Raw genomic sequence first — 14,976 nt, 5'->3', positions numbered from 1 at the left:
AGAAAAGCGAAGATGCCATTGTAGCAGGTCACATATAGCATATAGCACGTCGCAGCGTGAGCCAATGTGGTCGCTCACTGAGCGTTGTTTCGGTAATACTTTTAGCTTTTGCATAGTACTGATTTTCAATCGTGCACCTCAATTGAGTGGAGCGAGGGCAGCGTGACGGTAAACGTCGAACCTTTTCCAAGGACACTATCAACGGATATATGACCTCCGTGCAAGTCCACACACTGCTTGACGATCGCTAATCCTAAACCCGTCCCTTGAGTGGTAGCTACGTTAGACGCCCGATGGAAAGACTCAAATAATCGGGGTATATCTTTTAAGGGAATGCCAATGCCTTGGTCTTGAATCCGGAAGACCACTTGGTCGGGATGGCAGGTCAGGTCTAATTGGACGGCACTTCCTGGGGGAGAGTATTTGAGGGCGTTGCCAAGGAGATTTATGAGGATGTAACGAACGAGCTTTTCATCTAGAAAATACTCCATGGGAGCCGCTTGTTCACACTCCAGTGAGGTCGTTTCAGAAAGCGCGAATGAGCACTCTCCCAGCGGAGTGAATATAATGTTGTGTTGTTTTCTATCCGCTACGACCAGTTCACTGGCCAAAGAGCGGCATAGTTGCACTAAGTCTACAGGAGCGGGTTTAAGTTGCAACTTGCCGGCCTCCGCCTCGGACAAGAGCAAGACATCTTGTACCATCGAGTTCATCTGCTCGATCGCGCTAGAGATACGGTTTAAATGCTCTAGCCGTTTCTCTTGTAAGTGGGGGTCTGAATAACGTTTGAGCAAGTCCGTTGAAGACTGAATTGTTGTTAGAGGAGTGCGGAACTCGTGAGAGGTCATGGCGATGAAGCGTGACTTAGCTTCTGAGAGTTCTCGTTCCCGCTGAAGTGCCTTTAACGTCTCTTCCTCCGCTTGCTTGCGTTCAGTAATATCTACTACTGTTCCAAACAGTTGGATGACCTGCCCAGCGCTGTTAAAAATGGCTTCTCCCCTAGTTTCAATATGCCGGAGTTGACCATTGGGTCGCGTGATCCGAAAGACGATTTCGTAGGATGTCCCATCGGTCAGTGCTCGATAGACCAATTGCTCAAAACTGCCTCGGTCATCGGGATGCATCATCTCGATGAGTTGGCTATACGTGGGTTGGGGTCCGGTGGGGTCAAGACCGAAAATGCGTAACTTTTCCTCTGACCACATTAACTGCTGCGAGCGCACATCAAACTCCCAGATTCCGAAATGGGCTATTCTTTGTGCGGCAGCCAAATGAGCTTCACTCTTCCTGAGTTGATCTTCTACACTCTTGCGCTCGGTAAGATCCATCATCACACTAATCAATCTCCTGAGTTGACCTGATTCATCAAACAGAAAATCGCCCTTCTCTGCCGCCCAACGAGTCGTATCATCAGGAAGCAACAGGCGATAATATTGCAGGCTAAAGGGTATTCCTTACTTCTCAATTTCTAACACAAGCCTATATCGTCCCATTTCGGTCCTGATGATGGATGTGATCAAGGTAACCGCACAAGGCTGTACTTCAGGACTCGCGATATTCTTCAAGGCACAGAAAATGCACTCGTCCCGACGCCTCACCGGCCACAATCGTTACCCCATCCGGCGCAACGGCACAGGACAGCAATGCACCATCTCCGATGAAACTGGCAATAACCTGCCGACTTTGCAAATCCCAAACTTTGAATGTCTTATCCCAGGACCCTGAAAGCACTCGCTTACCATCCGGCGTCACCACTACAGTTAAGACTGGGTCGGTATGACCGATCAGGGTAAACAATTCCTTTCTCTTTTTCAAGTCCCAGACCTTAATTGTTTTGTCATAAGATCCCGAAATCAGCCACTGGCTATCCGTCGTGAGCGCAACCGAATTGACTCCGCTAGCATGACCGATCAGGGTAAACAGTTCCCTCCTACTTTTCAAATCCCAAACTTTGAGCGTATTGTCATAGGAACCGGAAATCAGCCGTTGACCATCAGGTGTTACTGCGATCGCATCAATACCTCTGTTATGACCTGTTAGGGTAAAGAGTTCCTCTCCTGTTTCTAAATTCCAGACTTTGATGGTCTTATCGTAAGAACCGGAAATCACCCACTGACCATCTGGCGTGACGGCCACTGCATTAACCCTACCGTTATGACCGGTGAAGGTAAAAAATTTCTCTCTCGTTTCCAGATTCCAAAGGATGAGCGTGCTATCTTCTGACCCAGAAACAATCCAATTTTTCGTGGCGGCGATCGCGTGAATTTTACTGGTATGACCTGTCAGGGTGAAGTGTTCTTCTCCCGTTGCCAAGTTCCAGACTTTGATCGTCGTGTCATCGGAACCGGAAATCACCCAATTTCCCGTGACGGCGATCGCCTTTGCACCACCCCTATGACCGGCGAAAGTGAACCGTTGTTTCTGTTTAATGTCGAGATTCCAGACTTTGAGCGTCTTGTCATTCGCCCCGGAAACCACTCCTGTCCCGTTGGGTATTGCCGTCACGGCGTTGACCCTGCCAGTATGACCCATGAGGGTGAACAGTTCCTCTCCCGTGGCTAAATTCCAGACTTTGAGCGTTTTATCGTAAGACCCAGATATTAGGCGTTTGCCATCGGGGGTAACAGCGATCGCACGTACCGATTGAGTATGACCGGTCAGGGTGATCAGTTCCTTCGCTGTTTTCAGGTGCCAAACTTTCAGGGTGGTATCATCAGCACCGGAAATGATTAACTTACCATTCGGTGAAACCGCGATCGCTTGAATTGACTCAGCGTGAGCAACAAGGGTCAAACGTTCCTTTTTTTTGGCTTTGAGATGCCAGACTTTAAGCGTCGTGTCATCAGAACCGGAAACCACCCGCTTGCTATCTGGGGTGATGGCGAGGGTTTGGACGGTGTCGAGATGACCACTGAGGGCGAATAATTCCTCCCCTGTTGACAAATTCCAGACTTTGAGCGTCGTGTCATCAGAACCGGAAATTACCCGTTGGCTATCGGCAGTTACTGCGATCGCTTGTATTTTACCCAGATGACCCGTTAGGGTAAAGTGTTCTTCTCCCGTTGCCAAATCCCAAACTTTGAGCGTTTTATCACTGGAAGCGGAAATGAGGAGTTGCCCATCTGGAGTCACGGCAACGGCTTTCACCGCTTTAGTATGACCGGTAAGAGTCGAGAGTTCCTCTCCAGTTGCCAAATTCCAGACTTTAATGGTTGTGTCATTCGATCCAGAAATTACCCACCGACTATCGGGTGTCACTGCAACAGCTTGTACTGCATCAGTATGCCCTGTGAGAGTGCATAGCAATGCGCCACCTGGAGGCATCAAGCTAGGGGTTAAAGGACGTAGCCAAGGAGTTTCCCTGGGTTTAGCTTGCTGTAGCATCGCCTGAATTTCTGGTACTTCAAACGACAGCAAACGCCCTAATAGTTGCCCTGCCAATTGGGTTTTGTCTTTAGCGAGAATGTGGGCTGAGAGTCTTAAGGCTCCTTGAATTAACGTTAAGGTGTCTGCTTTATCCTTTAGACTCCCCCTTAGTCCTCGCCGAGAGGCATCAGCTTCTAATTGGCAATGTCCAGTCTCTGCTTTATCGGTTAGATCCCCCTCTTGCGCCCCTTTAACACGGGGGGGATAATTCTTAACCTCTTGCCTTTCTTTGTCAGGGAGGTTGGGGGGAACTGAAGGGGTGGCTAAGTCGTAATCCTCAATTAGGAGTTGTATTCCTAAAGCCAAAAGCTTGGCTTCAATAAAATCGAAATCTGTAAGTAAGCGATGCAATCGCTCAAACTGAGACGCTTTCGCCAAGTGACTCGGTAGAGTTTCCAAAGCGTACTGTCGCCGTTCTGGTGACATTTTAGCTAAGCGATCGCGTAGGGGGACGGATTCGCGTCCTTCGCCTAATTCACCCATCAGCTTTCATCCTCATACCAAATCCGAATTGACTACCCCCTTTTTTTAAAGTAACCACAGAGGCACAGTGTTCGCTGAGTAAAGAACAAGATGGAGAAGAGATGAGGATTTGGGATCACAACCCCAATTCTTGGGCTAAGTTATCAGCAATCATCGCATTAATTCCCTGAATCGTGACTCCCGCCGCCTGCACGATATCCTGGCAATGCAGAAAATCTTGGAAACTGGTGTGATAGATGCTGTAGCCAGTTTGTCCATCAATGCGTTGTTCTCGCAAAAACTGCTGCCATTCATCCAGTACTTCTTGAACTGTCAAGGCATCCTCCCCGGAAAACTCGGAAATTAACTGGCGAGAAACAGGTTTTCGGGCTTCTGCTAAAACATAGACAATCTTAATCTTGGTGCGGGGCAGAGGTTTTGCTGTCATGCCCATATTTTGCCAATGTTGGTAGTAGTATTGCTCCAAACCTTCTGGTAAATTTTCGATGGTTAAATCTTGGTAAGTGCCGCTTTCAATTGCGGGTAGTACGTAGCGCAAGTACATGAAGTTGTGATCGCTTTTCTCGGCTAAGGTGGTAACGAACTCCTCAACCGTCAATCCCTGACTACCAATCCAGGTTTGTAACGCCTCACTGTGGTTAACACGGCATCGAATATAGGTTTTTGCATCTTGCAGACTCTCGGTAGCATACTGCATCAACTCAAACACACGATGGTGGTTCACCACCATCGGCACCGGTGTCATGCGTTTGGTTAGGATAAAGTAAACGCTCTGGGGTAGAGAGGCGGGTAGATATAAAACATTGGCACCAAGAGTGTGACTACTTAGATCGACCTCATCTAAAGCATCAACGGCAATCACTAATTTAGATGTTGATTTGGCTCCCGTCTTTAGGGTTGTCGTGGCATAGGTATCGTCTACACTCGTGTCTAGCGTGCTAATTTCATTCAACAGCCGTGCTAAAAAGTTACCGTCGCGAGTATGTTCGGGGGTTAAAGGGAGAGAATAGGGTAACTTGTAGCGTTCAATGAGTTGAGTGCAGACGCATTTCAGGAATTCTTCCGCACGATTAATGCCTTGCGATCGCACATTAAAGTGTGCCACACACCGCGTCCGCTTGACATACTCCGCCAGAATAGCGGTTTTCCCTACACCAGGGTCAGCCTCAATAATGAAATAGCCGCAAGCTTCATTGTCCAAAAACTCTTCAATCGCCGCGAACACATAGTTTCGTCCCACAAATCCTTCCGTTTTATCGGTAATTAGAGACTGAAACGGCAGGGGAACCCCTTGAGTCTCCGGTTCCTCGCTGCATGAGGATGGAGGCGGGCAGGTTGGTGCAATTAGAGTTGAAGATTCAATATTATCGGGTTGTGCGCGAGCAAACAATTGTTCCAACGCTTCGAGTGCTTCATCGGCATCTTTGTAGCGTTGGCGATAGTCATAGCGCACCATTTTATTTAAAATAGCGGCTAAACCAGGGCTAATGGCGGCGTGATCGCTCACTAAGCCACAACCAAACTCCCCTGTGTTGGCATCTTTCGGTAGCCTTCTAGGAGATAATCCAGTCAAGGCTTGTAAACAAACCATCCCAACAGCATAGATATCACTACTAAAGTGGGGATTAGAGGCTTGTTGTTCGCTAGGCATATAGCCAGGAGAGCCAATGGGAATGGTTAGGCTGGTTTGTTTGGGAGTATAACGCGCCTGGTTACGGACTTGTTTAACCGCTCCAAAATCAATGAGAACAATCTTGCCATCTCTATTACGTCGAATTAAATTAGCGGGTTTAATGTCGCGATGAATGACGTTTTCTTGATGGACAAAGGTTAATACTTGCAAGATATCTTGCAAAATCCGCATGACAGAAGCTTCGCTTAACTTTTCGCGGTGAGCAAGTTCTTGATGTAAGGTTTGGCCTTCAATATAATCTTGGACTAAATAAAATTTTCCGACCTGCTCAAAGTGAGCTAAAAGGCGGGGAATTTGGTCATGTTCGCCTAATCGGTATAACATTTCCGCCTCACGCTCAAAGAAGCGTTGTGCTGTCGTCAAGGTTGCGGAATCGCTATCTCTAGGTTTGAGTTGCTTAACGACACACAAGGGGTTACCGGGTAAATGCATGTCTTTGGCTAGGAAGGTTTGACCAAATCCCCCCATCCCCAAGGGTTCGATAACCTGATAATGACCCGCCAGTGTGGTTTCCATAAACAAACAGTGCAATTGCTCGTGACAAGGAGCAGGCTTCTCGATAATTGAGTGTAACTTGACGACTTGGCTTTATTGAGTGCCACAGAATTTCGTTCGTGGGTTGTGTGGCAATCTATTCACAGAATAATGGGTTTTGTAGGGGTCACTCTTGTGCCTGCCCTTGGCTTTGGGGCAACCATCCACGGTGGCGCAAGCATCCACCGTGGCGCAACTAACCCATCCTGGGGCAACCACAAGGGATTGCCCCTACAGTCGTTATATTGACAAATATGTGATGAGGCGTATTGTCCCGATGTCTAAAAAACGCGATGAGTCTTTACACAGTGCTAGCCCAGCCTCAAACCGTCCCCCAGCGGCTGGTAACCTTTCCTCAAATTACCAGATGACTCAGCGAGAAGCGCAGATAGCGTCTCGGTTTAATCGACAGTATCAGGGTGAAGCCTTTGAACTGCCGGAGGAAGTGGAGGCGATGCCCATTTTTCAGGAGTGGGTTGGGGGGACACTTACCAGTAAAGTTGCCTCGAATTTCTGGGAAATTGCTAAACCTCAAAAGAATCAGCGTTGTTTGGATATTGGCTGTGGGGTTAGCTTTTTGATTTATCCGTGGCGAGATTGGGATGCCTATTTTTATGGTCAGGAAATCAGTATAGTGGCGCGGGATGCCCTCAATGCAAGAGGTTCTCAGTTGAACTCGAAACTATTCAAGGGCGTGGCGTTGGGGACGGCACAACAGTTGGCTTATGAGTCTGGGCAGTTTGATTTAGCGATCGCAACAGGATGGAGTTGCTATTACCCCCTTGATTATTGGGCTGAGGTGATGGCGCAAGTCAAGCGGGTGCTGAAGCCGGGGGGGCAATTTGTGTTTGATGTCCTCAATCCAGAGCAACCTCTGGCGGAGGATTGGGCGGTTTTGGAAATGTATCTGGGTGCTGAGGTTTTTTTAGAGCCAATTTCTGAGTGGGAAAAAATGATTAAAGCGACGGGCGCTAAGCTGGTGAAGCGGAAATCGGGTGAGTTGTTTGAGTTGTACTTGGTTCGTTGGTCGTGAAATTGCCTTGTTTCACACCCACTCCCGATGTGACTTGGTCAACTCTTGATGCTCATTGCCGGAATCTTTTTAAAGCATAAGGTGACCATTTCGGACAACTTTGACCATTTCGGACAACTTATGGTTGTAGTGACACAACGACTAGAAAATTGATTAATAAATTTGGATGGGGGCGGCGAGACTTGAACTCGCACGACCGTTTAAGGTCAACGGATTTTAAGTCCGTAGCGTCTACCATTCCGCCACGCCCCCGTGCTAGGTTGCACAGAAATCTAATATTACTACAGAACCCGTGCAATTATCTATTGCACCACTAAGTAGGTCTTATATGCAAGTAGAACCGCAAGGAACTGTCACACTGTAGAATGGGAAAGTTGAGCAGGCCGCTTTGAGTCTTGAATTAAAGTGAGCCGAATGCTCCTCAACGTGCGAATATGCCCCGCACACCCTTGACTAGCACTTTTTCGTTGTTTGCCCTGAACAGAAACTATGCTTGTTGCACTGCTGTACCTGGCCTTGAGCGGAGTTTACCTTTTAGTGGTTCCTGCCGCCCTTTATCTCTACCTGCAAAAACGGTGGTATATTGCTAGCTCCTTTGAGCGCGGTTTTATGTACTTCCTGGTGTTCTTTTTCTTTCCGGGTTTGTTGCTCCTGAGTCCTTTCCTGAACTTTCGCCCCAAGCGGCGTCAGATTCAGGCATAAATGGCATCTGCTAAATTATTGCTAAATGCGACGAATTGACGCGATTGGAATTGCCTTCGGTGTTTTTGCCGCTGGCGGAATCATCTACGTAGTGTTACAGGTAGCTGGACTGGATAGCCTGAAAGCAGGCATCTGGAGTCAGGCATTATTGGTTGGCGGTTTGATCGGCTGGCTGCTGACCTATTTATTCCGAGTTAGCAACAAGAACATGACGTACAACCAACAGGTGAAAGATTATAAGGAAGCTGTCCTGCAAAAGCGCCTCGAAGAGATGACTCCTGAAGAATTGACTCAGTTGCAAGCAGAAATTGAAAAGGAGCAGCGATCTGAGGCCACTGATCGGTAATAATTAACATTGCTCTACTTTCTACACCCTTAGATGACTTCTTGGGGTCAATCCAAAATCCAAAATCCTCGCATCCAAAATCGAATGACCTCGGTTTCCGCTTGCTTCAAATCCCTACACGATTCTTCTCAGTGCGCCCTGATTCCCTTTATCACGGCTGGTGACCCCGATTTGAAGACCACGGCGGAAGCTTTACGCATTCTCGATGAATCGGGTGCTGACTTGATCGAATTGGGGGTTCCTTACTCAGACCCCCTGGCAGATGGCCCTACCATTCAAGCGGCGGCAACTAGAGCGTTACAACAGGGCGTGCGCTTGGATGATGTCTTAGAGATGGTGAAGGAGGTTGCGCCCCAGATAAAAGCGCCGATTATCCTGTTTACCTATTACAACCCAATTTTAAATCGAGGCATTGAATCGTTTTTAAAGCAGATTGCGGAGGTGGGTATCAAAGGATTAGTGGTGCCTGACTTGCCTTTAGAAGAAGCAGAATCTCTCCTAACACCTGCGGCAGAAATTGGGATTGAGGTTGTTCTACTGGTTGCACCCACCAGTTCAAAAGAACGTATTGAAGCGATCGCCCATCAGTCTCAAGGCTTCATTTACCTGGTTAGCGTTACAGGCGTCACGGGAGTCCGAAACCAGATAGAATCACGAGTTCAAGATATCCTTCAGCAGATGCGTACTGTAACCGATAAGCCCATTGGTGTTGGCTTTGGTATCTCCCAGCCCGAACAAGCTCGACAGATCAAAGATTGGGGAGCTGATGCGGTAATTGTCGGTAGTGCCTTTGTCAAACGATTAGCAGATGGCACACCCGCTGAGGGATTGTCTGCCATTGGCGAGTTTTGCCAAAACTTGAAGTCAGCCCTTAGCAATTAGTCAGCAGGCAGAGCGGTTTGTCGTTGAAGTCCATCCACTTCAACGATGGGCGTCAAGCTTTGCTTGCTTACCAGAGTGGGATGACACCATAAGCATAAGTCCCGAAATTTGAGGAAATCGGTTGCATTTAGGCCAAGCCCATTGCTTCCAATTCGTAAAATTCAACACCTGCTCGTTCAGCTTTTTCAGCTTAGATCTAGGCTAGCTCAGTTAGGGCTTTAGATGATATGCATAAGTGACAAGAGCCAGAGAGATAAGTAAATACGACGCGTCGCAGCTCAATGGCAAGAGACGGTATGAACTTCATACACAACGGAAACCGAAAAGTCTCTTTCTACTACTCCATGAGTCTCGGCTTTCCAGATAGTCCCTCATGGTGGAAACCCACCACCGAGGATGAAAATAGGAAGTATCAGGAACGATTTTGCTCAGTTTCCGACTCTATTTTCATAAGACATCTACTGACGAAAAACTAGAGTAGACAGCTTTGTAAAATCAATAAACTGCCATTGATTCACCTGTTTCATATTCTTGCTTTTTTGTCAATCGTTAAGATCTAATAATTTAACCAGGAGGGGTTTGAAGAATGGGGTATCACAAGTTGAGTTCGTATGTGGCAACTTTTTCCGTGGCTCTGTGTGTGGCACTTGCGCCGTTCTCTTTGGAGACACCACAAGTCAGTGCACAGCCACTATACGTCAGTATCAAATTCCCAGACGCGCCTGTAGGAACGCCCCGGAGATCAATCGGCGGAGGGACGCGTGGAGAACCACCCTTAAGAGTTTTGTCTCCCCAAAGTGATGTAATAACAACGGTTTCAGCCCAGCTGACCTTATTTTTGTATATTCCTCAAACCCAAGCAAAATCCGCAAAATTTGTGGTTTATGACAACCAGGGGCAACTTTTTTACCAAACGACGGTGGCACTCCAAGGTATTCCGGGTGTGGTGAAGCTTAGCCTACCCAAAACTTTAGGGTTGAAAATTGGTCAAGAATACGATTGGGCGTTGACGCTCGCTCAAAACCCGGAAACTGAGGAATCCAATAGCTCGGTTCGAGGGAAGATCAAGCGTACTGTCCTCACTTCAACACAGAAGGCTCAGTTAGCGGCAGCCAGACAACCCCTCAAGCAAGCAGAGGTCTATGCAAAAGCGGGAATTTGGCAAGAAACTATCAGTATTTTGGCTCAATTACGCCATGACCGTCCGAGCGATCCCAATATCAATGCGGCTTGGGAAGAACTTTTAGAGTCAGTGGAGCTAAAAGAGATCGCTACTGAACCACTGGTTGAGTGTTGTAGAGCCGATAACTGATCTAACAAGGATGGAGGAAAGCAGAGAAGATACAAAATGAAGCGGAAAATTGTTTCATACTTCATACTTTAAACTTCCTACTTGACTTCATCCTTCCGTTCAATTTTGAACACAATCTTATGAGAGAACGATTCAAGCGGGTGCTTTGGAACTGGCGCGGGGTGTGGATTACGGCTCCCACGACCGCAGCATTAGTCATTCTCCTGCGGATGCTCGGCCTTTTACAGCCTTGGGAGTGGGCCGCTTATGATCAGTATTTTCGGCTGCGTCCCCCTGAACCACAAGACAAGCGAATTGTCATTGTCGGTATTGATGAAGCAGATATCCGAGCCATTGGACAACCCATTATTCCCGATGAAATCTATGCCCGATTGCTGGAAAAACTCAAAGCGATGCAGCCGAGAGCCATCGGGTTAGACATTTATCGCGATTTACCCGTAGAACCAGGTCATGAGAAATTAGTTCAGGTGTTTAAATCTACCCCGAATTTAATTGGAATTCAAAAGGTAGTTGGCAATAATAGCCGTGAGGCGGTAGCACCCCCCCCCGTACTCAAAGCTAAAGGACAAGTGGGTTCTAATGATCTGATCGTGGATGCCGATAACAAGGTACGGCGTGATTTGCTGTTTGTACAGACTCCAAAAGGGGAAATGATGCCCAGTTTGGGTATGTATCTGGCGTTGCTGTATCTGGAGAAGGAAGGCATCCAGATCCAGGAAATTCCAGGAACAACGGATTGGCGGTTGGGTAAGACAACTTTTGCCCGCTTTCAATCTAATGATGGGGGCTATATCCGAGCAGATGATGGGGGCTTCCAGGTATTGTTGAATTACCGGGGATCGAGCAATCGCTTCACGATTGTCCCGATGAGAGATATTCTCAATGATAAGGTGGCGAAGGATTGGGGGCGCGATCGCATCATTTTAATTGGTGGAGTGAGCGAGACTTTCCCAGATTTGTACTTTACCCCCTACAGTAGCAGTCTGCTCAGTAGCCCAGAGCGCATGGCTGGGGTAGAAATTCATGCTAATATCGCCAGTCAGATCCTCAGCGCGGCTGTTGAAGGTCGCTCTCTGCTCAAAAGTTGGCCTGAACCCTTGGAGTGGCTGTGGATTTTGCTTTGGGCTACCGTAGGTGGCGTTTTAAGTTGGCAGGGACGTTACACGGGTGGGGTGACCAATTTTTCCATCCATCGGGCATTTGGGCCAATTCTGGCGGGCGGAACGTTGGCCGGTAGCACTTACATAGCCTTTGTTGGGGGATGGTGGATACCGGTTATCCCACCCGTCTTAGCTTTGTCGGGTTCTGCGTTTGTCATTATGGCTTACATCGCCCAAACGGCTAGAGGAATTCGTAAGACGTTTGGGCGCTATTTGACGGATGAAGTGGTTGCTAATTTACTTGAACATCCTGAAGGATTAAAACTCGGCGGCGAGAGGCGAAAAATTACGATTCTGACGTCCGATTTAAGAGGATTCACAGCTTTGTCTGAACGCTTATCTCCAGAAGAGGTGATTAAAGTTCTCAACCTCTACTTGGGCTGCATGGCAGATGTGATTACTCAATACCAGGGAACTATTGATGAGTTTATGGGGGATGGAATCTTGGTTCTGTTTGGTGCTCCTACGGCGAGAGAGGACGATGCTCAAAGAGCGATCGCCTGTGGAATTGCGATGCAACTAGCCATGGATTCGGTTAATGAAAAAATAAAGCAATTAGACTTGCCCCACCTGGAAATGGGCATTGGCATCAATACGGGTGATGTAGTCGTGGGAAATATTGGCTCCGAAAAGCGTAGCAAGTATGGTGTTGTCGGTAGCCAAGTTAATCTGACTTACCGCATTGAATCTTATACAGTAGGTGGTCAAGTCCTGATCTCAGAATTAACGTTAAAAGAGGCCGGCTCAATTGTTAAAGTAGAGGGGCAAAAAGAGGTCTACACCAAAGGTGTTAAAAAACCCGTCACTATCTATGATGTTGTCGGAATTGGTGGGGAATATAATCTATTTTTAAAACAACAAGAAGAAGAATTCTTTCCCCTGGATGCAGTTATTCCGATCCAATACGCTATTCTCGATGGAAAGCATGTTAGTGCTGTTATGTTAAAAGGCAATTTAGTCAAGCTTTCTGCCAAAGGGGCTGAAGTCAGGTCTCAATCTTCTATCGTTGCTTTAAGTAATATTAAATTCAATTTATTAAACCACAATACCCCAGACTCAGCCAGTGAAGATATTTATGCCAAGGTCATAGAAAGAGACACAGATAATGGAAATTTTTGTATCCATTTCACTTCCTTACCGCCAGATATAGAATCCATGTTAAATAACCTTTACAAATATAGTGCTTCTCAGCGCTAAAAGCTGATGAGTGTCCCAGAATTGAACACTAAAGAGGTAGCTTGAATTTTCTTCTTCAGTTTATTAATTTTCGTTGACTTCTACCATTTCTCTTTTTCTCTGCTAGACTTGAGTCGCTCTTTAGCGGTAATTGGTAATTGGCGCTCTCTCATCCCCACCCTCCATTCCCTCGTATGTCTAGTAATCGTGTAGAGAACTGGTATCACAGCCGTTTTCATAGGGATAAGCCTCACCCCCTACAAGGAGCAGAGGAAATTTTTTGCCTCCGGAAAAAATAGAAAAGGCTTGAATCAAGATGTCTCCACGTTCCTCTGTCAGGACTGTTTAGAGAGTCATTTTTTCCGTATCGCCTACTTCTTGTCGTCCCTTTCGCCTCGTTTGCTCTATGGAATTCATTTAAAAATCGCAGTCATATTCTAACTGTATGCTCCTCTTTCTTAGAAAGAGCGGTTATTTTTTGCTACTCAATTGAGGCTCACAATTGAGTGACTGACTATTAGATGGAATTCCAACAGCAAATTTTCTATTCAATGAAAATCAATTTTTGTAAATTAATCTTGTTAATGAATTTTATAATACTTTTAAAATCGGTAGTTGAGCAACAAGTCCAAAATGATTGGATTTCAATATTGAGGACACAGAACAGACAGCAATGAACAATATGCCACAAGAAATCTTGACAAAAATCTACCAAATGCTAGTGGCTCCCCTATTTAAACTTGGGGATACTCCTATATCGATTGGTTCGATAGTTCAACTAATACTATCATTACTGTTTGTCGTTTTCCTTACTCGTGCTTGCAAGAATTTACTTAAGCAACGGCTGCTTGTTAGACTGAAAATTGATGAAGGGAATCGAGAAGCTATCGCAACAATCATCAGCTATAGCTTCGGTACCTTAGGATTAATCGTCGTCCTGCAAACAACGGGCTTTAACCTCGCTTCTTTAGCTGTCTTAGCGGGAGGCTTAGGTGTGGGAATTGGTTTAGGTTTACAAGACGCAACAAAAAACTTTGTCAGTGGTTTAACCTTATTGCTGGAAAGAAAGCTAAAGGTTGGAGACTTTGTTCAACTTGATACACTTTCAGGCTTTATCAGAGAGATTTCGATTCGCTCTACTTTAATTCGCACACGGGATGGAGCCTATGTCGTTGTTCCTAATAGCAAAATGGCAGAGGATAGAATTGTAAACTGGAGCTATGATGGCTTCAAATCAAGGATTAAAATTCCTGTTGGTGTTTCCTATGACAGCGATCCAGTCGTCGTAACAGAAATTCTTTTAAAGTCAGCTTATATGGAAAAAGCTGTATTTCATGAGCCAACTCCTGAAGTTGTTTTTACAAGCTTTATGGATAACTCATTAGGTTTTGAACTATGGGTGTGGGTAAATCGAATTGATCGGGAAGCTCAGATTAAAAGCTCCTTGAACTTTATCATTGAGTATAATTTACGCCAACAAGGAATCACGATTCCCTTCCCACAAATGGATTTGTGGTTTCGCAATCCTGAAGTCTTCACCTCAAGACTGAGTTCTAGGAGGAATGGACAAGATACAGCCCAAATGGTGCAGGAAGAATTACCCAAACAAGTATCAAAGCCCTTAGCGATTAAAGATTTGCTCAGGCAAGTTACTTATTTCCAAAATTTTACTGACTTAGAATTGCGGCAATTGATTGAAATTGGGTATCGGAAACGTCTAGTAGAATCCACTATCTTATTTCGAGAAGGCGATCCAGGGGATGCTTTTTATATTATTCTTTCGGGTTCCATAGAAGTGTTTGTCGAAAAGTTGGATAAGCAGCTAACCACCCTGGAAACAGGTAGTTTTTTTGGGGAACTTTCTTTGATGTTAGGCATTCCCCGGACAGCATCAGTTCGAGCATTAGAAGATACTATTCTATTTGTGATCAACAACAAGGGATTTGAAAGACTCTTGCACGAACAGCCTGAGTTAGCCGAAATTATCATTGAAGAGTTAGGCAAGCATCGAGAAGAATTAGCGGAGCGGCAACAGCAGTTGCGAGCGATGGGGTTAGTGGATGCGGCAGAGGATGATAAAAATCCTGTAGCTTGGGTTCGCAAACGGTTAAACAACCTGTTTAGCCTTTAAGTTAGTAATAAGTCAAAATAGAAAGCTGATAGCACTGAGTTGGGCATTGAGATACCCTACGCGACAGGCGTCCTGCCTGTTCGACAAAGCCTCCTGAA

10 protein-coding genes and 1 tRNA gene are annotated in these 14,976 nt (G+C 46.3%); 7 read left to right on the top strand and 4 right to left on the bottom strand.

Going from position 1 to position 14,976, the window contains the following annotated elements:
- Nucleotides 1-125: 125 nt before the first annotated feature.
- From NDI48_09925 to NDI48_09915, 3 genes are all read right to left on the bottom strand, one after another.
- Nucleotides 126-1,421 (bottom strand): ATP-binding protein, encoded by a 1,296-nt coding sequence (locus NDI48_09925; protein ID MEP0831525.1) that lies wholly within the window; start codon nucleotides 1,419-1,421, stop codon nucleotides 126-128.
- A gap of 121 nt (nucleotides 1,422-1,542) precedes the next feature.
- The gene (locus NDI48_09920) at nucleotides 1,543-3,909 is read right to left on the bottom strand and encodes a hypothetical protein (GenBank protein MEP0831524.1); all 2,367 of its coding nucleotides are present in this window, start codon (nucleotides 3,907-3,909) and stop codon (nucleotides 1,543-1,545) included.
- 115 nt (nucleotides 3,910-4,024) lie between these two features.
- Complete coding sequence (locus tag NDI48_09915) at nucleotides 4,025-6,118, bottom strand: serine/threonine-protein kinase (GenBank protein MEP0831523.1); 2,094 nt, start codon at nucleotides 6,116-6,118, stop codon at nucleotides 4,025-4,027.
- 385 nt (nucleotides 6,119-6,503) lie between these two features.
- On the opposite strand from NDI48_09915, the gene NDI48_09910 reads away from it, so the two are divergent.
- The gene (locus NDI48_09910) at nucleotides 6,504-7,169 is read left to right on the top strand and encodes a class I SAM-dependent methyltransferase (protein MEP0831522.1); all 666 of its coding nucleotides are present in this window, start codon (nucleotides 6,504-6,506) and stop codon (nucleotides 7,167-7,169) included.
- Between the two features lie 167 nt (nucleotides 7,170-7,336).
- Here the strand turns inward: NDI48_09910 and NDI48_09905 are convergent.
- Nucleotides 7,337-7,421, bottom strand: a tRNA-Leu gene (locus NDI48_09905).
- Between the two features lie 237 nt (nucleotides 7,422-7,658).
- Between NDI48_09905 and NDI48_09900 the strand changes: the two genes are divergently transcribed.
- The 6 genes from NDI48_09900 (at nucleotide 7,659) to NDI48_09875 (ending at nucleotide 14,878) form a co-directional block, all read left to right on the top strand.
- Nucleotides 7,659-7,871, top strand: coding sequence for an NAD(P)H-quinone oxidoreductase subunit L (locus tag NDI48_09900; GenBank protein MEP0831521.1), 213 nt, complete (start codon nucleotides 7,659-7,661; stop codon nucleotides 7,869-7,871).
- 25 nt (nucleotides 7,872-7,896) lie between these two features.
- Nucleotides 7,897-8,217, top strand: coding sequence for a DUF3007 family protein (locus tag NDI48_09895; protein ID MEP0831520.1), 321 nt, complete (start codon nucleotides 7,897-7,899; stop codon nucleotides 8,215-8,217).
- Between the two features lie 84 nt (nucleotides 8,218-8,301).
- Nucleotides 8,302-9,099 carry a tryptophan synthase subunit alpha gene (trpA, locus tag NDI48_09890; protein ID MEP0831519.1) on the top strand — a complete coding sequence of 266 codons (798 nt, stop codon included), beginning with the start codon at nucleotides 8,302-8,304 and terminating at the stop codon, nucleotides 9,097-9,099.
- 613 nt (nucleotides 9,100-9,712) lie between these two features.
- Complete coding sequence (locus NDI48_09885) at nucleotides 9,713-10,411, top strand: DUF928 domain-containing protein (GenBank protein ID MEP0831518.1); 699 nt, start codon at nucleotides 9,713-9,715, stop codon at nucleotides 10,409-10,411.
- A 119-nt stretch (nucleotides 10,412-10,530) separates the two neighbouring features.
- Nucleotides 10,531-12,768 (top strand): adenylate/guanylate cyclase domain-containing protein, encoded by a 2,238-nt coding sequence (locus NDI48_09880; protein ID MEP0831517.1) that lies wholly within the window; start codon nucleotides 10,531-10,533, stop codon nucleotides 12,766-12,768.
- Between the two features lie 652 nt (nucleotides 12,769-13,420).
- Nucleotides 13,421-14,878 carry a mechanosensitive ion channel gene (locus NDI48_09875; GenBank protein ID MEP0831516.1) on the top strand — a complete coding sequence of 486 codons (1,458 nt, stop codon included), beginning with the start codon at nucleotides 13,421-13,423 and terminating at the stop codon, nucleotides 14,876-14,878.
- Nucleotides 14,879-14,976: the final 98 nt, after the last annotated feature.

Origin of the sequence: Microcoleus sp. AS-A8 (assembly GCA_039962225.1) — a bacterium.
Taxonomy (GTDB): Bacteria; Cyanobacteriota; Cyanobacteriia; order Cyanobacteriales; family Coleofasciculaceae; genus Allocoleopsis.
This window is presented reverse-complemented; position numbering and strand designations above follow the sequence as displayed.

Coding starts and splice junctions, on each gene's coding strand:
- NDI48_09915 (MEP0831523.1), bottom strand. CDS start 6,118: ATGGAAACCACACTGGCGGGTCATTATCAGGTTATCGAACCCTTGGGG.
- NDI48_09900 (MEP0831521.1), top strand. CDS start 7,659: ATGCTTGTTGCACTGCTGTACCTGGCCTTGAGCGGAGTTTACCTTTTA.
- NDI48_09880 (MEP0831517.1), top strand. CDS start 10,531: ATGAGAGAACGATTCAAGCGGGTGCTTTGGAACTGGCGCGGGGTGTGG.
- NDI48_09920 (MEP0831524.1), bottom strand. CDS start 3,909: ATGGGTGAATTAGGCGAAGGACGCGAATCCGTCCCCCTACGCGATCGC.
- NDI48_09875 (MEP0831516.1), top strand. CDS start 13,421: ATGAACAATATGCCACAAGAAATCTTGACAAAAATCTACCAAATGCTA.
- NDI48_09910 (MEP0831522.1), top strand. CDS start 6,504: ATGACTCAGCGAGAAGCGCAGATAGCGTCTCGGTTTAATCGACAGTAT.
- NDI48_09895 (MEP0831520.1), top strand. CDS start 7,897: ATGCGACGAATTGACGCGATTGGAATTGCCTTCGGTGTTTTTGCCGCT.
- trpA (MEP0831519.1), top strand. CDS start 8,302: ATGACCTCGGTTTCCGCTTGCTTCAAATCCCTACACGATTCTTCTCAG.